This is a genomic window from Klebsiella pasteurii, assembly GCF_018139045.1.
GTDB lineage: Bacteria > Pseudomonadota > Gammaproteobacteria > Enterobacterales > Enterobacteriaceae > Klebsiella > Klebsiella grimontii.
In genome coordinates, this window is the sequence record NZ_CP073236.1 from 538995 (window position 1) to 563546 (window position 24552).

The following is a 24552-nucleotide window of genomic DNA, read 5'->3' on the forward strand; positions in this document are numbered from 1 at the left end:
AACGGTCTCTTTTTTGCACCTCTTGTCCTGCGGCGTCATGGCGCTGTCATTCAGGTGTCAGCTAGTAGTCATCTGACGATGAGAAAATGATGAGTTCAGTGTAATGACTGGTAAAGAATTTGAGGCATGACGTATACAACGTTAAACTGCCTGCGCTGATTATTTGACAACAGGAATATGGATCGTGACTAAAATCAAACTTCTGGCACTTGGTGTGTTGATTGCGAGTTCAGCATCCGCCGTACACGCTGAAGGGAAGTTCACTTTAGGGGCGGGTGTGGGTGTCGTCGAACATCCCTACAAGCAATATGATGCTGATGTTTACCCGGTGCCCGTTATTAATTATGAGAGCGATAACTTCTGGTTTCGCGGCTTAGGTGGTGGTTACTACCTGTGGAATGATACCAATGACAAGCTCTCTGTGACCGCGTACTGGTCGCCGATGTACTTTAAGCCTGGCGACAGCGATAGCCAGCAGATGCGTCGTCTGGATAAACGTAAATCCACGGTGATGGCGGGGCTCTCCTACGAACACTATACGCAGTACGGTTTCCTGCGCACCGCGCTGTCCGGGGACACCCTCGATAACAGCAACGGTATCGTATGGGATCTGGCCTGGTTGTATCGCTATACCAACGGCAACCTGACGCTTACGCCGGGTATTGGCGTGGAGTGGAACAGTGACAACCAGAACGAGTACTACTATGGTGTTTCGAAACATGAGTCGAATCGCAGCGGCATGCGCAGCTACGATCCGGACAGCAGCTGGAACCCGTACCTCGAGCTGTCGGCAAACTATCGTTTCCTTGGCGACTGGAGCGTATACGGCGTGGCGCGCTATACCCGTCTGTCCGATGAAATCACCGATAGCCCGATGGTGGACAAATCCTGGAGCGGCCTGATTTCTACCGGGATCACTTACTCCTTCTGATAGTGCTTTATTACAGGGCAATTTGTGCATCAAAACAGGGCGTTTCGCCCTGTTTTGCATTATGGTGGTGCAATCATTTACGGGAGGTAGCGATGGCAGAAAGGACCATTCATTTTGGCGAGCATCCGGCGGTTCCCGTTATTGGGCAGGGGACCTGGTATATGGGTGAAAACCCAGCGCTGCGCGCGCAGGAGGTGGCTGCACTGCGCGCGGGCATCGATCTTGGCCTGACGGTTATCGATACGGCGGAAATGTACGCCGACGGCGGCGCTGAAGAGGTCGTCGGCGAGGCGATTCGCGGGCAACGCGATCGCGTGGTGCTGGTGTCTAAAGTCTACCCATGGAATGCTGGTGGACGCAAAATAGCCAGCGCCTGCGAGGCCAGCCTGCGCCGCCTCAATACCGACTATCTGGATCTTTACCTGCTGCACTGGCGCGGAGATTATTCGCTAGAGGAGACGGTTGCCGGCATGGAAGCGCTGGTTGCGCAGGGTAAAATTCGCCGCTGGGGCGTGTCGAATCTCGATAACGATGATATGCATCAGCTCTGGCAGGTGGAGGGCGGCGAACGGTGCGCGACCAATCAGGTGCTCTATCATCTGGCTTCCCGCGGTATTGAGTATGACCTGCTGCCGTGGTGCCAGCAGCGGCGGCTGCCGGTAATGGCGTATTGCCCGCTGGCTCAGGCTGGTCGCCTGCGCAATGGACTTTTAAATCATACCGTTGTGAAAAATATTGCGCAGCAGCGGGGCGTGACCGCGGCGCAGATTCTGCTGGCGTGGGTGATTAGCCACCGGGAGGTACTGGCGATCCCGAAAGCGTCGAGCATTGAGCATGTCGCGCAGAATGCCGCGGCGCTGGATATGGTGCTGAACGACGAGGAGCTTGCGCTTCTGGATAAAGCTTACCCGGCGCCGGCCAGAAAAACGCCGCTGGATATGGTGTAAAGGAAAGCCCAACTCTACGTTCGGCCAAATACGAGCACAATCAGTCGCGTATGCCGGGCAAGGCGTTAGCCGCCGCCCGGCAGCACGATGTTAACCCGCTCGCTATCCTGCTATGCGTTAGCGTTTCGCCACGCGGAGGGTTTGCGCCAGGCGCGAAGGTTTCTCTTCGCTGGCCTTCTGGGTTTCGGTCACGCAGCAGGTTTCTACGCAGACGAAGGTTTTGTAGCCATCATCCGGCATGTCGCCCATGCTGACGGAAAGCGCCGGACCCGGGTTCCAGGCCACTACGTTGCTGTTGTGATGATGGGTCACGTCGATGTTGCGGCTCAGCGCATCGTCGTGAATCACACTGCAGGTTTCGGCATTCAGATACACGCGGTCGGTACGATCGGGAAAAGTCTCTGTGCCGTTGCTTAATACGCCTTCTTCCGCGTTTTTCACTTTATCAACATAACGGTCGCCCAGACCGCTGACCTTCACTGCCGCAATGTCGCCGACGTTGAAATAGGTATGCAGGGCAGACGTGGTTTCAAATTCGCCGTGCGCTTCCAGCTCAATTTCGCAAGTTTTGCCCAACTTAAAACGCGCCAGCAGGGTGAACTCGTGCGGCCAGTACTGGCGGGTAGCGTCGCTGCTTTTCAATTCAAAGGTCAGCACCGCGCCTTTTTCATCTTCATCATGCCCTTTCAGAGCCCAGGGCAGATTGCGGGCGAAGCCGTGGGAGGGCAGACCCTGCTGAGCAGGACCAAACCACGGCCAGCAAATCGGCACGCCGCCGCGCAGGGCAACGCCGTTTTTAAACGGCGTATTGCCGCTGAGCCACAGGACTTCTTCTTCACCCGCGGGCTTCCAGGAGAGCAGGTGAGCGCCCTGCAAAGCCACGGACGCTTTCACCTGCGGATGGTCAACGACGATCAGCTCGAGGTCATCAAGCTGGCGGCGGGAAAGTACAGGGGTAAGCTGTTCGATAACCGGGAGGGCAAAAATTTTATTAATCATTACGCAATCCTTTATCTTCAGACAAAAAAAAGAGCGACCGAAGTCGCTCTTACAGATTACTGTCTCATCTCAACTTATTTGGAGATGTGAGCAATCAGGTCCAGAACCTTGTTGGAGTAACCAGTTTCGTTATCGTACCAGGAAACCAGTTTCACAAAGTTGTCGTTCAGAGCGATACCCGCTTTGGCGTCGAATACGGAAGTGCAGATTTCACCGTTGAAATCGGTGGATACAACGTCGTCTTCGGTGTAGCCCAGAACGCCTTTCATTGCGCCTTCAGAAGCAGCTTTGATTGCTTTCTTAATTTCTTCATAAGAAGCAGCTTTTTCCAGACGAACGGTCAGGTCAACAACGGATACGTTCGGAGTCGGAACGCGGAACGCCATACCGGTCAGTTTGCCATTCAGTTCTGGCAGGACTTTACCTACAGCTTTAGCAGCGCCGGTAGAGGACGGGATGATGTTCTGAGCTGCGCCGCGGCCGCCGCGCCAGTCTTTGTGAGACGGGCCATCAACGGTTTTCTGAGTCGCGGTGGTTGCGTGAACGGTAGTCATCAGACCTTCGATGATGCCGAAGTTGTCGTTGATAACTTTTGCCAGCGGAGCCAGGCAGTTGGTGGTGCAGGATGCGTTGGAAACGATGTCCTGGCCTTCGTATTTGTCAAAGTTAGCGCCTTTAACAAACATCGGGGTGTTGTCTTTGGACGGGCCAGTCAGTACGACTTTTTTCGCGCCAGCGGTGATGTGTTTACGAGCGGTTTCGTCGGTCAGGAAGATACCGGTTGCTTCAGCAACAACGTCAACACCCACTTCGTCCCACTTCAGGTTAGCCGGGTCACGCTCAGCGGTAACACGGATTTTTTTACCGTTAACGATCAGATGACCGTCTTTCACTTCAACGGTACCGTTGAAACGGCCGTGAGTGGAGTCATACTTCAGCATGTAAGCCATGTAGTCAGCGTCTAACAGGTCGTTGATTGCAACGATCTCGATGTCAGAACGTTCCTGAGCAGCACGGAAAACAATGCGACCGATACGGCCAAAACCGTTGATACCTACTTTGATAGTCATATATTCCACCAGCTATTTGTTAGTGAATAAAAGGTTGCCTGTAAAATTACAAAAACCTTACGCAGCGTCAAGCGGAATCGTGTCAATCATTGCGACAAATCAATCCAGAGCATGCCTTTGCGCGGTCGATTTATCCCACTTTCCCTTTGAGCCCAATTCCATATGGGGGCTGCGCCCGGAATTTTAAAGGTCATTGAAGATAAAAATGTGATGTTCATCACAATTGTGTGGCTGCCTTTTGGCGTCGCCTAAGTTTAGAACAAAAGTGCACGCTTCATTGTTAATATTTTGTTAGAATTGACGTGAAAAGTTGTCCTTTCACAGCGAGAAGCAAGTCAATGTCGAATAAACCCTCTTCGGACGAGCTCAAAAAAAATTTGAGCGAGATGCAGTTTTACGTGACGCAGAATCACGGTACTGAACCGCCGTTCACCGGGCGGTTGCTGCACAATAAACGCGATGGCGTCTACCACTGCCTGGTGTGCGATGCCGCGCTGTTCCACTCGCAAACCAAGTATGATTCCGGCTGCGGCTGGCCGAGCTTTTATGAGCCCCTCAGTGATGACGCAATCCGCTACCTAAATGATTACTCCCACGGTATGCAGCGCACGGAAATCCGCTGCGGAAACTGCGATGCTCACCTTGGGCACGTATTCCCGGATGGCCCTCAGCCCACCGGAGAACGTTTTTGCGTTAATTCGGCCTCGTTAAGGTTCACCAATGATGAAAACGGTGAGCAAATTAAGGGTTGAAAAAACGATTCAGCAAATTATTCCAAACGGGGATAACGGAAGATGGAAATCGATCGGATTATTGACGGTATGACGCCAGAAGTTTATCAGCGCCTGGCAACAGCGGTGGAGTTGGGTAAATGGCCGGACGGCGTGGCGTTGACTGACGAACAGAAAGAGAATTGCTTGCAGCTGGTGATGCTTTGGCAGGCGCGCTACAACGTTGACGCACAGCATATGACCATTGATACCAATGGGCAGATGGTGATGAAAAGTAAACAGCAGCTGAAAGTTGACTTTGGCATTACGCCGCAGCCTATCGCGACCTTTAAATCCTGAGCCTGAAAAGGCCTGCGTCAGCCCGGCCAGATGCGCGCCGGGCTTTGATGCGTCACCGCGTTACTTCTTATTCATCATCGCTTTAAGATCGGCGAAGGGGTTATATTTCGCTTCGCCGACGCTTTTCTGCGCATCTTCGCCGGCGACCACCGTCGAACCGTACAGATCGGCTTCGGTATATTTTGAGTGCTCATGATCGTGACAGTACAGGCACAGCATCTCCCAATTACTACCATCTTCCGGGTTATTGGAGTGATCGTGATCGATATGGTGCACCGTCAGCTCACGCAGGTTTGAATAGACAAACTCACGCGAGCAGCGTCCGCAGACCCAGGGGAAGAGCTTCAGCGCTTTTTCGCGGTAACCGACTTCCAGACGGGCGTAGTTTTTCGGGATATAAGCCATAATACCCATGCCTTCTGTTGCAAATGAAAAGCTGCGCCGGAGCTGGCGCAGCGGAATGCGGTTATCATAACCTATTGTGCACGCGCTGACACCGCGCAGTTCAGCGTTTGATCCCCAATGACTCGGCCAGCTGTTTCGCCAACTGGTTCTGGTCATCCGCGCCGTACTCCCAGAACATTGCGCCCGCCAGACCCTTGCTCTTGATATAGTCGGCCTTGATGGCTACCGAGCGCGGGTTTTCATAGGAAAGCGCAAAGAGGGCTTGACCGTCGGCGGACTGTACCGATAGCCACGGCACCTTCGCTTCATCATCCCAATGCTGAGTAAAGCGCTTCTGCGGATCGTTGATTAACTTCGCCACGATATCGTTATATTTCACATAGGTGTCTTTGGTCAGATCGACGCCCAGCGATTCGAACAGCTCAATCTGTTGAGCCGCGAAGTAGGGGCGGGTGGCCGGGTTTTTCTGCGCGTCCGGCTGGCTCCAGTCAATACCCGGTTCGACGGCGCGTTTTGGTATCCGTCCATAGAAACCAATCCCCAGGTTCATCTGACTCGGCTTTAGACCAGCGGCAAGGTAGTTGTTCACTATAAAGTCAGCGCTGTACTTATCTGCTTCAGCGACCGTCGGCCAGCGGGTTGAATCATACAGGTTGGAATTGAAGTATTGGGTGCCGTAGGCCAGGTCATAGGTCATCAGGTTGATGTAGTCGAGCGATGGCGCAATCGCTTTGACGTCCACCCAGCTTTTTGGGCTCTCCGCGTTTGCGCCTACGGCGATGGTCACCAGTTTGTTTTTCCCTACCGCCGCACGCAGTTCTTTCAGCAGGGCGGTAAAATTATCGCGATCGGCCGGTTGGCTGGCGACCAGCCCCCACGCGCCGTTGACCGGATACTCCCAGTCGAGGTCGATGCCATCGAGGCCGTATTTTTCAATGATCGCCAGCGCCGACTGGATAAACACCGCCCGGGTGTCTTTCGTTGCCGCTGCGCCGGAGAATCCGCGCGCCCCCCAGCCGCCGACGGAAAGCAACACTTTCAGGCTTGGGTTCTGCTGGCGCAAGCTGGGGATTTTCTGCAAATCCGCCTGTACTTTCGGCGACAGCCAAATCTGATGCAGCTTGCCCGGGTCTTTCAGGGCCGCGTTGGTTTCGTCTTTCTCGTCGTTATAGACCAGACCAAACGAGTAGTTGAGATGGGTGATCTGGCGTACGTCCAGTTTATCAATATCGCCGCCGGGACCGGCAGTGACGTCGCCGCCGCCGTTAAAGTAACCGACGGACATCAGCGTGTTAGCGGAAACAACGCTCGCGCAGAGCAGGGGTAAAGCTGCCAGCAAAGGCAAAAGTTTCATAGCGGATCCTCTTTGACTTGACTTAAAAGTGACATTGAAAAACAAACACGCCACGGAAATGGCGTGGCGAAAAAAACAGCTCGTGCAGGCTAGCATCTTCCGCTGTGCAAAAATGCGAAGCGGTTCACGGCTGCATTAGCGGAGCGGTCGCGTGACCACGCCATGTCTTCAATTCAATCACCTCCCTGGACGAATGTTGCCGTATTTGTGATCTAAGTTGTGAAATGCAGATCAATATCTGTGTTTTAAAGATTTAATATTGACCTCAAAGATTTTGTGGTTAAGTATTGCCTCCACTGAAGCAAAACCATTAAACAAAGGAAGACGCAATGAAAGCACTGGCAAGATTTGGTAAGGCCTTTGGCGGCTATAAGATGATTGACGTTCCGGAACCGGTGTGTGGCCCGGATGACGTGGTGATTGAAATCAAAGCCGCCGCCATCTGCGGCGCGGATATGAAACACTACAATGTCGACAGCGGTTCCGATCAATTTAACTCCATACGCGGCCATGAATTTGCCGGTGCCATTATCCAGGTGGGTGACAAGGTCAAGGACTGGAAAGTCGGCCAGCGGGTGGTCTCTGACAATAGCGGGCACGTCTGCGGCGTTTGTCCGGCCTGCGAACAGGGTGATTTTCTGTGTTGTGCAGAAAAAGTGAATTTGGGGCTGGACAACAATACCTGGGGCGGCGGATTTTCAAAATACTGCCTGGTGCCGGGAGAGATCCTCAAAATCCATCGTCATGCGCTGTGGGAGATTCCGCCGGGCGTTGATTACGAAGACGCGGCGGTGCTGGATCCTATCTGTAATGCTTATAAGTCGCTCGCCCAACAATCCAAATTTCTTCCCGGTCAGGACGTCGTGGTTTTCGGTACCGGTCCACTTGGGCTCTTTTCCGTACAGATGGCACGCATTATGGGGGCCGTAAATATCGTAATGGTCGGGCTGGAAGAGGATGTCGCGGTACGTTTCCCTATAGCCAAAGCGCTCGGCGCGACGGCGGTAGTCAACGCTTCTACTGAGGATGTGGTCGCCCGCTGCCAGGCGATTTGCGGCAAAGATAATCTGGGGCTGGTTATCGAATGTTCCGGCGCCAATATCGCCCTTAAACAATCCATCGAAATGCTGCGTCCTAACGGTGAAGTGGTGCGCGTGGGCATGGGCTTCCAACCGCTGGACTTCTCCATCAACGATATCACCGCGTGGAACAAAAGCATCATCGGGCATATGGCCTATGACTCCACTTCCTGGCGTAACGCCATTCGCCTGCTCGCCAGCGGCGCGATCAAAGTCAAACCGATGATCACGCACCGTATTGGCCTGTCGCAATGGCGTGAAGGGTTTGACGCCATGGTCGATAAAACCGCGATCAAAGTCATCATGACTTACGACTTTGATGAATAACCCCTTTATGAAAGGAACGTTATCCGATGGAACAGATAGCAAAACCGCACTGCGGCGCCAGGCTGGATCGCCTGCCTGACTGCCGCTGGCACTCGGCAATGTTTGCCATGGTCGCTTTCGGGTTACTGGTCTGCTGGAGCAATGCCGTTGGCGGATTAATTCTTGCGCAATTAAAGGTGCTCGGCTGGACCGATAATTCGACCACCGCCACGTTCTCCGCCATTACCACGGCGGGCATGTTTCTTGGCGCGCTGGGCGGCGGCATCATCGGCGATAAAATTGGGCGTAAAAATGCGTTCATTCTGTATGAAGCGATTCATATCGTTGCGATGGTCGTCGGGGCATTTTCCCCGAACATGACCTTCCTGATCGCCAGTCGTTTTGTCATGGGGGTCGGATTAGGCGCGCTGCTGGTCACCTTATTCGCCGGTTTTACCGAGTATATGCCCGGCAGAAATCGCGGCACCTGGTCCAGTCGGGTCTCGTTTATCGGCAACTGGTCTTATCCGCTCTGTTCGCTGATCGCGATGGGATTAACACCGCTAATTAGTGCGGAATGGAACTGGCGCGTTCAACTGCTGATCCCCGCCGTGCTGTCGCTGATAGCCACCGTGATTGCCTGGCGCAGTTTTCCTGAATCGCCCCGCTGGCTGGAGTCTCGTGGACGCTATGCGGAAGCTGAAGAGGTGATGCGGGCCATCGAAGAACGGGTGATTCAGCAGACCGGCAAACCGCTGCCACCAGTAATTATCGCCGATGACGGTAAACCACCGCGCGCCGTGCCCTATTCAGCGTTATTAACAGGTGTATTACTGAAGCGGGTAATTTTAGGCTCCTTCGTGCTGATAGCCATGAATGTCGTCCAGTACACCTTAATTAACTGGCTGCCGACGATATTTATGACCCAGGGAATTAATCTGAAAGACTCGATTGTATTAAATACCATGAGTATGTTCGGCGCGCCGTTCGGGATTTTTATCGCTATGCTGGTGATGGATAAAATTCCCAGAAAGAAGATGGGTGTAGGCCTATTAGTGTTAATTGCCGTACTGGGATATATCTATTCGCTGCAAACCAGCATGCTGCTGATTACCTTAATAGGCTTCTTCCTGATTACGTTTGTCTATATGTACGTGTGCTATGCCTCAGCTGTATATGTGCCGGAAATATGGCCGACCGAAGCGAAGCTTCGCGGATCGGGGCTTGCAAACGCGGTAGGGCGAATCAGCGGCATCGCCGCGCCTTATGCGGTGGCGATACTGCTTAACGGTTACGGCGTGACCGGGGTGTTTGTGCTGCTGGGGGCCGTCTCCATCATTGTCGCCATCGCTATTGCGACCATCGGAATTGAAACTAAAGGCGTCTCTGTCGAAAGCCTCGGTATTGATGCAGTTACCAGCAAATAATATTGACGGGAAATAATATGAAAAATGTAAAAGCAATATTAAAAACGCCGGGCACGATGAAAATTATTGCCGCCGATATCCCGGTGCCGAAAGAGCATGAAGTGCTGATAAAAATTGAATACGTCGGTATTTGCGGCTCAGACGTCCACGGTTTTGAATCGGGTCCCTTTATTCCCCCGAAAGATCCCAATCAGGAAATTGGTCTGGGGCACGAATGCGCCGGTACGGTGGTGGCGGTGGGCAACCGCGTGAGCAAATTTAAACCGGGCGATCGGGTGAATATTGAGCCTGGCGTGCCGTGCGGCCACTGCCGCTACTGCCTGGAGGGAAAATATAATATCTGTCCCGACGTCGACTTTATGGCCACGCAGCCGAATTACCGCGGCGCATTAACCCACTATCTGTGCCATCCAGAGAGCTTCACTTATAAGCTGCCCGATAACATGGACACCCTGGAAGGGGCGCTGGTTGAGCCCGCAGCGGTAGGCATGCATGCCGCGATGCTGGCGGACGTAAAGCCGGGCAAGAAAATCGTCATTCTTGGCGCAGGCTGTATTGGCTTAATGACTCTGCAGGCATGCCTTTGCCTGGGGGCAACCGACATTGCGGTGGTGGATGTGCTGGAAAAACGCCTTGCCATGGCCGGGAAGCTTGGCGCCAAAGTCGTTATCAACGGCGCGAAAGAGGACACCGTTGCTCGTTGCCAGCAGTTCTCCGGCGATATGGGGGCCGATATCGTATTCGAAACTGCCGGTTCGGCCGTCACCGTTAAGCAGGCTCCGTATCTGGTCATGCGCGGAGGGAAAATCATGATCGTCGGTACGGTTCCCGGTGATTCAGCGATCAATTTCCTCAAGATTAACCGTGAAGTTTCGATTCAGACCGTTTTCCGCTATGCCAACCGCTATCCGGTCACCATTGAAGCTATTTCCTCCGGGCGTTTCGATGTGAAGTCGATGGTGACGCATATTTACGATTTTGAGGATGTTCAGCGCGCGTTTGACGAATCCGTTAATAACAAACGTGAAATCATTAAAGGCGTTATTAAAGTTAACCATTAATTTATTGCAAAGGGAGAAACAACCATGCTGGCAGATATTAAATATTGGGAAAATGATGCCCGGAATAAACATTATGCGATTGCCCACTTTAACGTGTGGAATGCGGAAATGTTAATGGGGGTGATTGATGCGGCGGAAGAGGCTAAGTCGCCGGTGATTATCTCTTTCGGTACTGGATTTGTGGGCAATACCTCGTTTGAAGATTTTTCGCATATGATGGTTTCGATGGCGAAAAAGGCATCGGTACCGGTGATTGCTCACTGGGATCATGGCCGCAGCATGGAGATTATCCATAACGCCTGGGTCCACGGCATGAATTCGCTGATGCGCGACGCCTCGGCCTTTGACTTCGAAGAGAATATTCGCCTGACCAAAGAGGCGGTGGATTTCTTCCATCCGCTGGGTATTCCGGTTGAGGCGGAGCTGGGTCACGTGGGGAACGAAACGGTCTACGAAGAAGCGTTGGCCGACTATCACTATACCGATCCGGATCAGGCGGCGGAATTCGTCGAACGTACCGGCTGTGATTCGCTGGCGGTGGCGATTGGCAACCAGCATGGTGTCTATACCTCAGAACCGAAACTGAATTTTGATGTGGTTAAGCGCGTGCGCGAGGCAGTAGCCGTTCCGCTGGTGCTGCACGGCGCGTCCGGCATTAGCGATGCGGATATCAAGAAGGCCATTTCATTAGGCATTGCGAAAATCAATATCCACACCGAACTGTGTCAGGCGGCGATGGCGGCGGTCCAGGAGAACCAGAATCAGCCGTTTCTGCACGTTGAGCGTGAAGTCCGCAAGGCGGTAAAAGCCCGCGCGCTGGAGAAAATCAAACTGTTTGGCTCTGACGGGAAAGCGGAATGACACTATGGATAATATCGAGGTTATTTGTCTGGGGGCTGCCATCGTGGATATTCCCCTGCAGCCGGTGAGTAAAAATATCTTTGATGTCGATTCTTATCCATTAGAACGCATTGCGATGACCACCGGGGGGGATGCAATTAATGAGGCGACGATTATTTCTCGCCTTGGACATCGGACGGCATTAATCAGTCGGGTAGGGAATGATGCGGCAGGTCATTTTATTCTTGAACACTGCCGCCGGGAGAATATTGATATCCATAGCCTGAAGCAGGATAGCGAAATTGATACCTCCATCAACGTAGGTTTAGTGACCGCTGATGGCGAACGTACTTTTGTCACTAACCGCAACGGCAGCCTGTGGCAGCTGAATATTAACGATGTCGATTTTAAGCGCTTCTCACAGGCTAGGCTGCTGTCGCTGGCGAGTATATTTAATAGTCCGCTGCTCGACGGCAAAGCGTTAACGGAGATTTTCACTCAGGCGCAAGCGTACGGGCTGATTATTTGCGCCGATATGATTAAGCCGCGGCTTAACGAAACCCTGGATGATATTCGCCAGGCGCTGGGCTATGTCGATTATCTGTTTCCCAATTTTGCCGAGGCAAAACTGCTCACCGGGAAAGAGACGCTGGATGAGATTGCCGATAGTTTCCTGAACTGCGGCGTGAAAACGGTCGTCATTAAGACCGGCAAGAGTGGCTGTTTTATTAAGCGGGCCGATATGAAGATGGCGGTTCCGGCGGTTTCAGGGATTACCGCCATCGATACCATCGGCGCCGGGGATAATTTTGCCGCGGGATTTATCTCTGCGCTGCTTGAAGGCAAACCGCTGCGCGAATGCGCGCTGTTTGCAAACGCCACGGCGGCGATATCGGTCCTCAGCGTGGGCGCCACAACGGGCGTGAAAAACAGAAAGCTGGTGGAACAACTTCTCGACGAATACGAAGGGTAATAGCGACAGATGAAAATGATTCCTTTAGGCAGTACGGACATTAGGCTTTCCCGCATGGGATTAGGAACATGGGCCATCGGCGGCGGCCCGGCATGGAACGGTGATCTCGACCTGCGGATTTGCATCGACACCATTATTGAGGCGCATCGCTGCGGAATTAATCTGATTGATACCGCGCCGGGCTACAACTTCGGCAATAGCGAAGTGATTGTTGGTCAGGCGCTAAAGCAGCTGCCGCGCCGCGATATAGTGGTTGAGACCAAATGTGGCATCGTCTGGGAGCGGACGGGAAGTTTGTTTAATAAAGTGGGGGATCGCCAGCTGTATAAAAACCTGACGCCCGAGTCGATTCGCGAAGAGGTGGATGCCAGCCTGCAAAGACTGGGTATCGACACCATTGATATCTATATGACCCACTGGCAGTCGGTCGAACCCTGCTTTACGCCGATTGCGGAGACCGTAGCGACGCTGAACGCGCTAAAGAAAGAGGGAAAGATCCGCGCTATCGGCGCAGCGAACGTCGATGTCGGACATATCAGGGAATATCTCAAACACGGCGAGCTGGATATCGTGCAGGCCAAATACAGCATCCTTGACCGGGCGCTGGAAGCCGAGCTGCTGCCGTTGTGCCAGCAGAACGGCATCGTGGTACAGGTTTACTCGCCGCTCGAGCAGGGGCTGCTGTCCGGAACTATCACGCGGGATTATGTTCCCGGCGGCGCGCGGGCCAACAAAGTCTGGTTCCAGCGGGAAAATATGCTGCGCGTGATTGATATGCTCGAGCAGTGGCAGCCGCTGTGCGAGAAATATCGCTGCGCCATCCCCGCCCTGGCGCTGGCGTGGATCCTAAAGCAAAGCGATTTAATCACTTTACTTAGCGGCGCTACGGCGCCCGAACAGGTGCGCGAGAATATCGACGCGCTGACCATCGCGCTGACCGACGATGATTCATTACTGATGAGACGAATGGCGCAAGCGCTGGAGACCAAATAAGCGCGGCGTGACTGACCTCTGTTTCTGTGTAAAAGAATATTGGAATCTGTGATTCGGACATGTTATTTTTAAAACAAACATGACCTGGCGAATACCAGGGGATTATAATGACTTTGCAGGAAACAGAGGTGTTACCGTGGCGGCAAAAGACAGAATTCAGGCCATTAAGCAAATGGTGGCTAACGATAAGAAAGTGACGGTGTCTAATTTGAGCACAATTTTCCAGGTCACAGAGGAAACGATTCGCCGCGATCTGGAGAAGCTTGAAGATGAAGGTTTTTTGACCCGCACGTACGGTGGCGCAGTATTAAATACCAGCGCTTTGTCCGATAATGTTCATTTTTATAAGCGCGCAAAGTCTCATTTTGAAGAGAAACAGGTAATTGCCCGTAACGCCTTGCCGTTTATTAAAAATAAAACCACTATGGCCGCTGATTCCAGCAGTACGGCGATGGAGTTATTAAAACTGCTGAAGGAAAGAAATGATCTCACGCTGCTGACCAATTCTGCGGAAGCCTTCCATGAACTGGCGCAGTCGGAAATAAACGTTGTTTCCACCGGCGGAGAGCTGAATAAAAATACGCTGTCGCTGCAGGGGCGGATCACTAAGGAAATTATCAGTCGTTATCATGTTGATATTATGGTGATGAGCTGCAAGGGTCTCGATATGCAAAGCGGGGCGCTGGACTCTAACGAAGCGGAAGCGGAAATCAAGAAAACCATGATCCGCCAGGCGACAGAAGTGGCGCTGCTGGTCGATCATTCAAAGTTCGATCGTAAAGCTTTCGTCCAGCTCGTGGGTTTTAGTCATATTAATTACCTTATTACCAATAAGGCGCCGGGTGCACAGTGGATTGCATTCTGTAAAGAAAATAATATTCAACTCGTTTATTAACGTCACCGTTGGTCGTGTCGATATTGTTTTAGTTTGCACCTGAGCAATGCCATAAAAATTAATGATGATGGATGGCGCGGAAAAATTAACTCTGCCGCGAACGCCATACTTAATAATTTTAGCTGAATTTGAGGCATCCAGATGGAACAATGTGACCCTATCGGTGCAAGATTAGATCGCTTACCCTTATCACGATTTCATTTTCGTATTTTCGGCATTATTAGTTTCAGCTTATTAATCACCGGTTTTCTCAGCTATTCCGGCAACATAGTATTGGCAAAATTAGTCAGTAACGGCTGGTCAAATAATTACCTGAATGCGGCATTCACCTCAGCGCTGATGTTTGGCTACTTTATCGGCTCGCTGACCGGCGGTTTTATGGGTGATTATCTTGGCCGTCGCAAAGCCTTTCGTGTGAATTTACTTATCGTTGGAATCTCTGCCTGTGCGGCGACGTTTGTACCCAACATGTACTGGCTTATCTTTTTCCGCTGTCTGATGGGCTGCGGAATGGGGGCGCTGATCATGGTGGGCTATGCCTCATTTACCGAATTTATTCCGCCCGCGGTGCGCGGAAAATGGTCCGCCCGGCTGTCGTTTGTCGGCAACTGGTCTCCCATGTTGTCGGCGGCCATCGGCGTCGTGGTGATTGCCTTTTTAAGCTGGCGGATGATGTTTCTGCTCGGCGGCACGGCAATGCTGCTGGCATGGTATCTGTCGGGGAAATATTTTATTGAATCCCCCCGCTGGCTCGCAGGCAAGGGGCAACGCAACGCCGCTGAAAAACATCTCCTGCAGGTGGAGTTACAAATTGAGAAAGAGAAAAGCATCACCTTACCGCCCTGGCAGGGTGCTGGCCCGGCGGAGCCGTGCGCGGAGAGCGGTTCGTTCTGGCTCCTTTTTAAAGGCCAGATGCTGCGGCGGACGCTGGTGGCGATCACGGTACTGATCGCCATGAACATTTCGCTCTATACCATCACGGTGTGGATCCCAACGATTTTCGTCAATTCGGGGATCGACGTGACGAAGTCTATCTTGATGACCGCGATTATTATGATTGGCGCGCCGGTGGGGATATTTATCGCCGCGCTGATTATCGATCGTTTTCCGCGCCGATTATTTGGCTCCTCACTGCTGATGATTATCGCGCTGCTCGGTTACGTCTACTCTATTCAGACCGCGGAGTGGGCCATTCTAAGCTATGGTCTGGTGATGATCTTTTTCCTGTACATGTACGTCTGCTTTGCTTCTGCGGTGTATGTACCGGAGCTGTGGCCAACGCATCTCAGGCTACGCGGTTCGGGCTTTGTTAACGCGGTAGGAAGAATTGTCGCGGTATTTACCCCTTACGGCGTCGCTCTCCTGCTGACGCGCTACGGTTCGATCCGAGTTTTTATCGTCCTGGGCGTCATGCTGGTGCTTTGCGCGCTGATTCTGTTTTGCTTTGGCATCGAAACGCGCAAAGTTTCGCTGGAAGAGATTTCGAGCCTTGGGTGATGCTTTTGCGGAGTCCCGGAGGCGATGCTGCGCATCTGTCCAGGATACGAAACCGCGCGGACCTGTCGCCCGGGCAAGGCGTTTTACGCCGCCCCGGGAGGAAGGCCGCACGGCGTCCTGTCGGCAGATTTTACGCCTGGGTTTCTTCCCAGTCCGCCAACGTATACAGCGTTGCCCCCGCGGCGGCCATCTCCATAAACGCCAGATTGCTGTCCTGTGGCTGAATATTTACCCCGCGGCAGCCGTCGGTTATGACGTTGACGATATAACCCAGCGTCAGGGCGTCGAGCACGGTAAACTTGACGCAGTAGTCGGTAGCGAGCCCCAGCACCGTTAGCTCGGTTATTTCACGCTCGCGCAGCCACGCATCGAGCCGGGTTTTCTGCCGGTGACCGTTGTCGAAAAAGGCGCTGTAGCTATCAATGGCCGGATTTTCGCCTTTGTGGAATACGGCGGCAATATCCTGCTTTTTGAGCAGCGGATGCAGCGCCGCGCCTTCGCTATTTTGCACGCAGTGATCCGGCCAGAACGTTTGCCTCAGGCCGTCAAGCTCGCCTTGGGTATAGGGCTCAACCTGATGCTGGCTGGCAAAGCTGCCGTGATTCGCCGGGTGCCAGTCCTGGCTGGCAACCACCGTTTCGCCTCGTTCCAGGCTCCAGTCGATAAGCCGGTTGGCGATGTCCACCGTACTGTCGCCCTGCGGGACGGCAAGTGCGCCGCCGGCGCAAAAATCATTTTGTAAATCGACCAGTAGCAGCGCGCGTTGGGTCATGTGCTCCTCCTCACTCATCGGGTGTCAGTTCGCCACGCAGATTCTCCTGCATGGCGTCACGGATAGACGCCACGTCCAGATCCTGGCTCAGCAAATAGTGTAGCTTGGTCAGCGTGGCTTCAACGGTCATGTCAAAACCGCTAATCACGCCAGCCTGCGCCAGCGCGTTGCCGGTGGCGTAGCCGCCCATATTGACCTTACCGGACATACACTGGGTCAAATTAACCACCACGATACCGCGCTGGCTGGCCTCGGTCAGGACCTGAATAAACTCGCCGTTCTGCGGCGCGTTGCCGACGCCATAGGAGCGCAGGATCAGCGCTTTGACCGGCTGGCGCAGGAAGTTGCGCACCACGTCGGCGGAAATGCCGGGATAAATTGTCACCACGCCAATCGGCTGCGGCGTAATGGGATGAACTACCAGTTCGCCGTTACCGTGCGGAGCGGGAGGTGTGCCGAGCCGGCGAATATGGATACCGGCTTCCAGCAGCGGCGCCAGGTTTGGCGATGCGAAGGCGTTAAAGCCATCGGCATGGGCCTTCGTCGTGCGGTTACCGCGGTAGAGGCGGTTATTAAAGAACAGCGACACTTCGTTAATCGGGTAGTTGGCGGCGACGTACAGCGCGTTGAGCAGATTGATTTGGCCATCAGAGCGCAGCTCGGCGAGCGGGATTTGTGACCCTGTCACAATAACCGGTTTCCCCAGATTTTCCAGCATGAAGGAGAGCGCCGAGGCGGTAAACGCCATGGTATCCGTGCCGTGGAGGATCACGAAACCGTCGTACTGGTCATAATGGTCGCGAATATCGTCGGCGATATGCTGCCAGTCTTCCGGCGTCATATCGGAAGAGTCCATTAACGGGGCGTATTCATGAATGGTGAAGTCCGGCATCTCCGGGCGGTGAAACTCGGGCATCAACGCCAGCTGGCGCTGTAAATGGCCGGAAACGGGGATATAGCCGTGTTCAGAACGCTGCATACCAATGGTACCGCCGGTATAGGCAACGTAAATAGATTTCTTCTGCATAGCATCGCTTAGGTTAAACGTAGACAGGCGCAGTATAGAGGGGCGGAAGAAAAAATAAAGTAAATGCCGCCCCACGGGATGGGGCGGCAGAGGATTAACGAATATTGGCGCAGGTTAAGCAGAACGCGTAGCGGTTCTGCGGATCGTTGAATGCCGCCAGCTTATCGCTCTCGGCTTTCACCGCATTGGCCGCCGCGGCGACCGGTGCGGGCAGATACGCCTGTACCGCTGCCGGCAGCGCCGCGCGAACGGAACCCGTCAGGCTATCGACGACCATCGAGAAGAAGGTCGGCTCTTCCTGATAATAGTTGATATGCCACTGTTTCAGCTTCGCCAGCTCGGCGGCTTTTGCCACCGCGTCGTCAAAGTCGCCAAGGCTGTCGACCAGACCGTTTGCTTTTGCATCTTCACCGGTCCAGACGTGGCCCTGAGCGATTTGGTCGATTTTCTCCGGCGTGCTCTTACGCGCGTTCGCCACCAGGGTGATAAAGCGCTTGTAGCCGTTTTCGATGCTGAGCTGCATCAGTTGCTGCACTTCCGGCGGTAGCGCTTTGGTGGTGGAAACATCGGCCAGCGGCGAGGTTGCCACGCCGTCGGTATGGACGCCAATCGAGCCGAGGGTATTTTCGACGGTATTAATCACCCCAAAGATACCGATAGAGCCGGTAAGGGTGCTGGGGTTCGCGACGATATAATCCGCCGGGGTAGAGATCCAGTAACCGCCGGAGGCCGCCATGCCGCCCATCGATACCACAACCGGTTTTCCGGCTGCTTTCGCTGCCGCCAGCTCTTCGCGAATCACTTCTGAGGCGCTGACGCTGCCACCAGGGCTGTTAACCCGCAGCACGATCGCTTTCACTTTCGGATCCAGGCGCGCGTCGCGGATCTGCGCGGCGGTGGTGTCGCCGCCGACGTTACCCGGCGTTTCTTCGCCATCCATAATCGCGCCGTTAGCAAAGATAACCGCAATCGCGGAGCCCTGGTCGGCAGGCGTTTTGACGCTGTAATCGTAATAGCTGATCGCGCTGTAGTTGTTATCCGCTTTACTCCAGCCAAACTGCTTAGTCAGCGCTTTCTCTACCTCGGTTGAGGTGCCCAGCTCGTCAACCAGCTTGTTATCCAGCGCGTATTTAGCCGTGTCGCCATCGACTTTACGCAGGCCGTCAATCACGCCCTGAGCGCCGGGGAACAACTGCTGTGCGGTGATCTGGCGGTTGGCGGCAATGGTGTTGAGGTAGTTTTGCCACAACTCGCCGATCCAGCGGCTATCCGCTTCGCGCGCCGCCGGAGACATATCGTCGCGGATAAACGGCTCTACCGCTGACTTGTAGGTGCCGACGCGGAACACATGGGTCGATACCTTGAGCTTGTCGAGCAGCGATTTATAGTACAGGCCGTTGGTCGCGAAGCCGTGCAGGTCTACTTCGCCCTGCGGCGAAAGCCAGATCTTATTGGCGAAGCTGGCGAGATAGTACTGACCCTGGCTGTAGCTGCTGCCGATGGCATATACCGGCTTGCCGCTATCGCGGAATTCGCGCAGCGCTTTACCGATATACTGCATCGATGGCTGATCGCCGCCGGCAAAGTTCTTCAGATCCAGCACGATACCGGTGATATTGCGGTCGTCTTTCGCCTGGCGAATCGTCTGCACAATATCGAACAGCGAGTTTTCCTGCAGGCGATCGGAGCTGGCGCCAAACAGCTGGCGGCCAATCACGCCAAGCTTGCTGCTGGCCGAGGGTTTATCGACCACCACGCCGGTGATATCCAGCAGCAGCGCGCCGCGGGTAGTGTGCTCTGTCGTTGTGCTGCTGAACTGGGCCCAGATGCCGACGCAGGCCAGCACCAGCACCAGGAAAACCACGTTCAGTGCGAGCTGGCGAATGAAATTGAGCACGCGCCATGTCCATTTAAAAAATCCGGCGAGCAGTCGCCAAAGAGTTCGCATGTATTCTCCCTAACCATAATCAAAAATGGGCGAGCCGCAGGGGCCGCCGCGTCTGGCTATCCTAATGAGAGTGCCGTCAGTTGTCAGCAGGAATCACCCGTTGGGCTGTAACAAAATCCTTGCTCATGTTAATTTTGTGAAAAATCACATCACAGGAGTTATACAGATGGATGCTCTCGAACTACTGGTTAATCGCCGCAGCGCTTCACGTCTGACCGACCCGGCTCCGGCGGGCGAACAGCTGGAAAACATCCTGCGCGCTGGCCTGCGCGCGCCAGACCACGGGACGCTACAGCCGTGGCGCTTCTTCATTATTGCCGATGAAGGGCGCGAGCGCTTCAGCCAGCTGCTGGAAAAAGGCGCGGTGGCGGCAGGTGGAGATGAAAAAGCGATTGAAAAAGCCCGCAACGCGCCGTTTCGCGCGCCGCTGATCATTGCGGTGGTGGCTCGCTGTGAAGATCATCCAAAAGTACCCAAATGGGAGCAGGAGATGTCGGCGGGCTGCGCGGTGATGGCCATGCAGATGGCTGCCGTGGCGCAGGGGTTTAACGGCATCTGGCGCAGCGGCGCGTTAACCGAAAGCCCGGTTGTACGCGAAGGATTTGCCTGCCGCGAACAGGATAAAATAGTGGGATTTCTCTATCTGGGGACCCCGCAGCTCAAAGCGTCAACAACCATCGCTTTGCCGGATACCGCGCCGTTCGTGACGCGCTTCTGAGTCCGTTCTCATTATGCCGGGCGGTCCCGGCTCACCGCCGCCTCGGGGGGGAGCCCGGCTAAGCGCAGCGAGAGCCGGGTGGATGCAGCGTTGGTGTATCAGACTTGACGCCTTTCCCGTAGGCGGTGCTGGCGCACCTGTCCGGGCTACCAAACCGCGAACGGCTGGGAACCCGTAGTCCAGGCGTTTCAGGCGCCGCTTACGGGTTTTTAACGGTGACGACTTTACTTCTGCCTTTTCGCGAACTCCTCTTTCGCTTTCTGCAGCTGCTGCTGGAAGGCCGGATTGGTATGCAGCGTGGCGACGACCGCCGAACCGACGATACGCGCCGCATCTACGTCGCTCTGCCAGTGATAGCCGCAGATCACCCGGCTCTCGCCGAGCTCAAAGCCGCGCTTAAGGATTTCATTTTGCCGCTGGGGATTAATCTCAGCCAGCACCAGAGCGGTGGCCCAGCCGATAGAGGTGTGGCCGGAGGGGTAGGAGCCGTTTTTCGACAGCGTATCCTGTTCCTTGGTGTTACAGGTGGCGACGCCATAAAACGCAAATGGGCGAATGCGCATGTACTTCTCCTTTGCTCCTCGCGTCGCCAGGTCGCCGGCATCTTCAATCATATTGGTGAGCAGCTTGTGCAGCTCGGGCGCATCTTTGGCGGTAATGGGCGAGCCGAAGGCGCCGGAGAAGGCGTTGGCGACGCCGCCGCCGCTCAGGTTGGCGTCTTCAACCGCCAGCTTACCGCGCTCGGTGCCGCGCAGCAGACGGCCTTTCTCGTACATCGCCTGATCGTTCAAAAACGCGATACTGCCCACTTCCGGCGGCGGCGGCAGCAGCGTCAGGCTGTCGATGGCCTGGGCGTTGGTCAGGTAGTAGAGATCGGGTTTGGTGGTGACGTCGTTACCGGCGGGAACCAGGGCGAAAGCGTTAAGGGAGAAGAGGCTGGCCAGGCAAACGGCGAGAACACGCTTTTTCATGAAAACTTCCTTACGTTGTTATATGTCCAGAGAAAACAGAATTTATGCTTGTCATATTTCTGTCATTTTTTAGTAAAGGGTAAAATCACGTTGAAAAAGCGGGGCCGCATCGCAAAATCGGTTTTTTGTCTGCTTAATGAGCAACCATACGCGATTTCGGACTGTCGCACTTACCACTCCGCCATTTGGGCGCTACCATAGCGGGATTGCAATGACAGGAGATGTCCATGAGCGAGCAAGCCATTCGTTTAACGCAATACAGCCACGGAGCCGGTTGCGGGTGTAAAATTTCCCCTAAGGTGCTGGAAACTATTCTGCAAAGCGACCAGGCCAAATTTATCGACCCGAATCTGCTGGTGGGCAACGAAACCAGCGATGATGCCGCCGTCTACGATCTCGGCAACGGTACGTCGATCGTCAGCACCACCGACTTTTTTATGCCGATCGTCGACAACCCGTTCGACTTTGGGCGCATTGCGGCGACCAACGCTATCAGCGATATTTTCGCCATGGGCGGTAAGCCGATTATGGCGATCGCTATTCTCGGCTGGCCCATCAATACCCTGGCGCCGGAAATTGCCCGTCAGGTGGTTGAGGGCGGGCGCTTTGCCTGCCAGCAGGCGGGGATCGCGCTTGCCGGCGGTCACTCCATTGACGCTCCGGAACCCATCTTCGGGCTTGCCGTGACCGGCGTCGTTCCGACCGAGCGGGTGAAGAAAAACAGCACTGCGCAGGCCGGCTGCAAGCTGTATCTCACTAAACCGCTGGGTATTGGCGTGCTGACCACCGCGGAGAAAAAGTCGCTGCTGAAGCCTGAGCACCAGGGGCTGGCGACGGAAACCATGTGCCAGATGAACCTCGTCGGCTCGGCGTTCGCCAACATTGACGGCGTGAAGGCGATGACCGACGTCACCGGTTTCGGACTGCTGGGCCACCTCAGCGAAGTGTGCCGCGGCGCGGGCGTACAGGCGCAGCTTACCTATGCCGATATCCCGAAATTACCCGGCGTCGAAGCCTACATCGCGGCAGGGGCGGTGCCGGGCGGTACCGGGCGTAACTTCGCCAGCTACGGTCATCTGATGGGCGAAATGCCGCCAGAGTGGCGCGATCTGCTGTGCGATCCGCAAACCTCCGGCGGTCTGCTGCTGGCGGTAACGCCGGAAGCCGAAGCTGAGGTGCAGGCTGCCGCCGCTGAATTTGGTATCACGCTTAGCGCTATCGGCGAGCTGGTTACCGCCCGCGGCGGACGCCCCATGATTGAGATCCGTTGATTTCATGCGGCTGTTTATTGCAGAAAAACCGAGTCTCGGCCGCGCCATCGCCGAGGTGTTGCCAAAACCGCATCGCAAAGGCGACGGCTATATTGAGTGCGGTAACGGGCAGGTGGTCACCTGGTGCATTGGCCACCTGCTGGAGCAGGCCCAGCCCGACGTCTATGATGCGCGCTATGCGCGCTGGAACCTGCTCGACCTGCCGATCGTGCCGGAAAAGTGGCAGCTCCAGCCTAAGCCCTCGGTGACCAAACAGCTTAATGTGATTAAGCGTTTGCTCGGCGATGCGCAGGAAGTCATTCATGCAGGTGACCCGGACAGAGAGGGGCAACTGCTGGTGGATGAGGTACTTGACTATCTGCAGCTGGCGCCGGAAAAGCGTCAGCAGGTGCAGCGCTGTCTGATAAACGATCTTAACCCGCAGGCGGTGGAGCGGGCGATTAACCGCCTGCGCGCCAACAGCGAATTTGTTCCGCTGTGCGTCTCGGCGCTTGCCCGCGCCCGCGCCGACTGGCTGTACGGGATCAATATGACCCGCGCTTACACTATCCTTGGTCGTAACGCGGGTTATCAGGGGGTGCTCTCGGTCGGGCGCGTGCAAACGCCGGTGCTTGGCCTGGTGGTACGCCGCGATGAAGAAATTGAAAACTTCGTCGCCAAAGACTTCTTCGACGTAAAGGCGCATATCGTTACCCCCAAGGATGAGCGTTTTGTCGCCACCTGGGTGCCCAGCGAGGCCTGCGAACCGTACCAGGATGAAGAGGGGCGACTGCTGCATCGCTCGCTTGCCGAGCACGTCGTCAAGCGCATTGAGGGCCAGCCGGCGACGGTCACCGCTTATAACGATAAGCGGGACTCTGAGCCAGCGCCGCTGCCGTTCTCCCTCTCGGCGCTGCAGATTGAAGCCGCGAAACGCTTTGGTTTTAGCGCGCAGAACGTGCTGGATATCTGCCAGAAGCTGTATGAAACCCATAAGCTGATTACCTATCCGCGTTCGGATAGCCGCTACCTGCCGGAAGAGCATTTTGCCGGCCGCCATGCGGTGCTGAACGCCATCAGCGTGCACGCGGCGGATCTGCTGCCGCAGCCGGTGGTGGATCCGGAGATCCGCAACCGCTGCTGGGACGATAAAAAGGTCGATGCCCACCACGCGATTATTCCGACCGCCCGCAGTTCACAGGTGAAGCTCAGCGACAACGAAGAGAAGGTTTATGGCCTGATTGCCCGCCAGTATCTGATGCAGTTTTGCCCGGATGCGGTGTTCCGCAAATGTCAGATCGATCTTGATATCGCCAACGGCAAGTTCGTGGCCAAAGCGCGTTTTCTGGCGGAAGCGGGCTGGCGAACTCTGCTGGGCAATAAAGAGCGCGATGAAGAGAATGACGGCATGCCGCTGCCGGTGGTGGCAAAGGATGACGAACTGTTGTGCGAAAAAGGCGAAGTGGTGGAGCGTCAGACCCAGCCGCCGCGTCATTTTACCGATGCGACGCTGCTATCGGCGATGACTGGCATTGCCCGCTTTGTGCAGGATAAAGACCTGAAGAAGATCCTGCGCGCAACGGACGGCCTCGGTACGGAGGCGACCCGCGCCGGCATTATTGAACTGTTGTTCAAGCGCGGCTTCTTAACCAAAAAAGGGCGCTATATCCACTCTACCGACGCCGGGAAGGCGCTGTTCCATTCGCTGCCTGAAATGGCGACGCGTCCGGATATGACCGCCCACTGGGAGTCGATTCTGACGCAAATCAGCGAGAAACAGTGCCGCTATCAGGACTTTATGCAGCCGTTGGTCGGTACCCTGTTCCAGCTTATCGACCAGGCCAGGAGCACGCCGGTACGCCGCTTCCGCGGAATTGTGGCGCCGGGCGACGGCAAGAAGAGCTTTAGCAAGGGGAAAGGCCGAGCCAAAGCGAAAGATAAAAAATCCGCCTCCGGCCCCGCGGCGGAAAGCCCGCAATAAAAAACCCCGGGAAGCCGGGGTTTTTCAATTATGCGCCG

General features: G+C 54.8%; 23 protein-coding genes. 15 read left to right on the forward strand and 8 right to left on the reverse strand.

Features of this window, described 5'->3' with window-relative positions; genetic code table 11:
* Nucleotides 1–184: 184 nt before the first annotated feature.
* Together KCG39_RS02475 and KCG39_RS02480 are read left to right on the forward strand one after the other, a co-directional pair.
* Nucleotides 185–931 carry a MipA/OmpV family protein gene (locus KCG39_RS02475; RefSeq protein WP_004121476.1) on the forward strand — a complete coding sequence of 249 codons (747 nt, stop codon included), beginning with the start codon at nt 185–187 and terminating at the stop codon, nt 929–931.
* 92 nt (nt 932–1023) lie between these two features.
* Nucleotides 1024–1878 (forward strand): aldo/keto reductase, encoded by an 855-nt coding sequence (locus tag KCG39_RS02480; protein WP_004121474.1) that lies wholly within the window; start codon nt 1024–1026, stop codon nt 1876–1878.
* Nucleotides 1879–1995: 117 nt separating this feature from the next.
* Here KCG39_RS02480 and KCG39_RS02485 read toward each other — a convergent pair whose 3' ends face one another.
* Nucleotides 1996–2877 carry a D-hexose-6-phosphate mutarotase gene (locus KCG39_RS02485; protein ID WP_142467693.1) on the reverse strand — a complete coding sequence of 294 codons (882 nt, stop codon included), beginning with the start codon at nt 2875–2877 and terminating at the stop codon, nt 1996–1998.
* 74 nt (nt 2878–2951) lie between these two features.
* Nucleotides 2952–3947 carry a glyceraldehyde-3-phosphate dehydrogenase gene (gene gapA / locus KCG39_RS02490; RefSeq protein ID WP_004138295.1) on the reverse strand — a complete coding sequence of 332 codons (996 nt, stop codon included), beginning with the start codon at nt 3945–3947 and terminating at the stop codon, nt 2952–2954.
* A gap of 338 nt (nt 3948–4285) precedes the next feature.
* On the opposite strand from gapA, the gene msrB reads away from it, so the two are divergent.
* Together msrB and KCG39_RS02500 are read left to right on the forward strand one after the other, a co-directional pair.
* Nucleotides 4286–4699, forward strand: coding sequence for a peptide-methionine (R)-S-oxide reductase MsrB (gene msrB, locus KCG39_RS02495; RefSeq protein WP_211811544.1), 414 nt, complete (start codon nt 4286–4288; stop codon nt 4697–4699).
* Between the two features lie 42 nt (nt 4700–4741).
* Nucleotides 4742–5017, forward strand: a complete 276-nt coding sequence (locus KCG39_RS02500) for a YeaC family protein (RefSeq protein WP_004138292.1) — start codon at nt 4742–4744, stop codon at nt 5015–5017.
* Nucleotides 5018–5077: 60 nt separating this feature from the next.
* Here the strand turns inward: KCG39_RS02500 and yajD are convergent, their stop codons facing one another.
* Both yajD and chiD read right to left on the reverse strand, forming a co-directional pair.
* Nucleotides 5078–5422, reverse strand: coding sequence for an HNH nuclease YajD (gene yajD / locus KCG39_RS02505; protein WP_004138290.1), 345 nt, complete (start codon nt 5420–5422; stop codon nt 5078–5080).
* A gap of 100 nt (nt 5423–5522) precedes the next feature.
* Nucleotides 5523–6776 (reverse strand): chitinase ChiD, encoded by a 1254-nt coding sequence (gene chiD, locus KCG39_RS02510; RefSeq protein ID WP_087829276.1) that lies wholly within the window; start codon nt 6774–6776, stop codon nt 5523–5525.
* Nucleotides 6777–7105: 329 nt separating this feature from the next.
* On the opposite strand from chiD, the gene KCG39_RS02515 reads away from it, so the two are divergent.
* The 8 genes from KCG39_RS02515 to KCG39_RS02550 all read left to right on the forward strand — a co-directional run bounded on the left by KCG39_RS02515 (nt 7106) and on the right by KCG39_RS02550 (nt 15847).
* Nucleotides 7106–8182, forward strand: a complete 1077-nt coding sequence (locus tag KCG39_RS02515) for a zinc-binding dehydrogenase (RefSeq protein ID WP_004121453.1) — start codon at nt 7106–7108, stop codon at nt 8180–8182.
* A 26-nt stretch (nt 8183–8208) separates the two neighbouring features.
* A complete protein-coding gene (locus tag KCG39_RS02520) occupies nt 8209–9588 on the forward strand; it encodes an MFS transporter (protein WP_004121451.1) in 1380 nt (459 codons plus the stop codon).
* Between the two features lie 17 nt (nt 9589–9605).
* Entirely contained in the window at nt 9606–10649 is a 1044-nt protein-coding gene (locus KCG39_RS02525; RefSeq protein ID WP_049115612.1) for an NAD(P)-dependent alcohol dehydrogenase, read from the forward strand.
* A 24-nt stretch (nt 10650–10673) separates the two neighbouring features.
* Entirely contained in the window at nt 10674–11510 is an 837-nt protein-coding gene (locus tag KCG39_RS02530; protein ID WP_004121447.1) for a ketose-bisphosphate aldolase, read from the forward strand.
* A 4-nt stretch (nt 11511–11514) separates the two neighbouring features.
* Complete coding sequence (locus KCG39_RS02535) at nt 11515–12462, forward strand: sugar kinase (protein WP_004121443.1); 948 nt, start codon at nt 11515–11517, stop codon at nt 12460–12462.
* A 9-nt stretch (nt 12463–12471) separates the two neighbouring features.
* On the forward strand, nt 12472–13455 hold the full coding sequence (gene ydjG / locus KCG39_RS02540) for an NADH-dependent methylglyoxal reductase (protein WP_032741871.1): 984 nt from the start codon (nt 12472–12474) through the stop codon (nt 13453–13455).
* A 136-nt stretch (nt 13456–13591) separates the two neighbouring features.
* The gene (locus KCG39_RS02545) at nt 13592–14350 is read left to right on the forward strand and encodes a DeoR/GlpR family DNA-binding transcription regulator (RefSeq protein ID WP_142467691.1); all 759 of its coding nucleotides are present in this window, start codon (nt 13592–13594) and stop codon (nt 14348–14350) included.
* 141 nt (nt 14351–14491) lie between these two features.
* Nucleotides 14492–15847 (forward strand): MFS transporter, encoded by a 1356-nt coding sequence (locus tag KCG39_RS02550; RefSeq protein WP_139529524.1) that lies wholly within the window; start codon nt 14492–14494, stop codon nt 15845–15847.
* Nucleotides 15848–15977: 130 nt separating this feature from the next.
* On the opposite strand, the gene pncA is transcribed toward KCG39_RS02550, so the two are convergent.
* From pncA to sppA, 3 genes are all read right to left on the reverse strand, one after another.
* Nucleotides 15978–16619, reverse strand: a complete 642-nt coding sequence (gene pncA, locus KCG39_RS02555) for a bifunctional nicotinamidase/pyrazinamidase (protein ID WP_004121430.1) — start codon at nt 16617–16619, stop codon at nt 15978–15980.
* A 10-nt stretch (nt 16620–16629) separates the two neighbouring features.
* Nucleotides 16630–17646 carry an asparaginase gene (gene ansA, locus KCG39_RS02560; protein ID WP_004121426.1) on the reverse strand — a complete coding sequence of 339 codons (1017 nt, stop codon included), beginning with the start codon at nt 17644–17646 and terminating at the stop codon, nt 16630–16632.
* 94 nt (nt 17647–17740) lie between these two features.
* Complete coding sequence (gene sppA / locus KCG39_RS02565) at nt 17741–19594, reverse strand: signal peptide peptidase SppA (RefSeq protein WP_142467690.1); 1854 nt, start codon at nt 19592–19594, stop codon at nt 17741–17743.
* Nucleotides 19595–19760: 166 nt separating this feature from the next.
* Between sppA and KCG39_RS02570 the strand changes: the two genes are divergently transcribed.
* Nucleotides 19761–20312 carry an NAD(P)H nitroreductase gene (locus KCG39_RS02570; RefSeq protein ID WP_139529527.1) on the forward strand — a complete coding sequence of 184 codons (552 nt, stop codon included), beginning with the start codon at nt 19761–19763 and terminating at the stop codon, nt 20310–20312.
* A 224-nt stretch (nt 20313–20536) separates the two neighbouring features.
* On the opposite strand, the gene phoC is transcribed toward KCG39_RS02570, so the two are convergent.
* Entirely contained in the window at nt 20537–21283 is a 747-nt protein-coding gene (gene phoC, locus KCG39_RS02575) for an acid phosphatase PhoC (RefSeq protein WP_004121407.1), read from the reverse strand.
* A 227-nt stretch (nt 21284–21510) separates the two neighbouring features.
* On the opposite strand from phoC, the gene selD reads away from it, so the two are divergent.
* Together selD and KCG39_RS02585 are read left to right on the forward strand one after the other, a co-directional pair.
* Complete coding sequence (gene selD, locus KCG39_RS02580) at nt 21511–22554, forward strand: selenide, water dikinase SelD (RefSeq protein ID WP_004121404.1); 1044 nt, start codon at nt 21511–21513, stop codon at nt 22552–22554.
* A 4-nt stretch (nt 22555–22558) separates the two neighbouring features.
* Complete coding sequence (locus KCG39_RS02585) at nt 22559–24514, forward strand: DNA topoisomerase III (protein WP_004121401.1); 1956 nt, start codon at nt 22559–22561, stop codon at nt 24512–24514.
* The last annotated feature ends 38 nt before the right edge of the window (nt 24515–24552 follow it).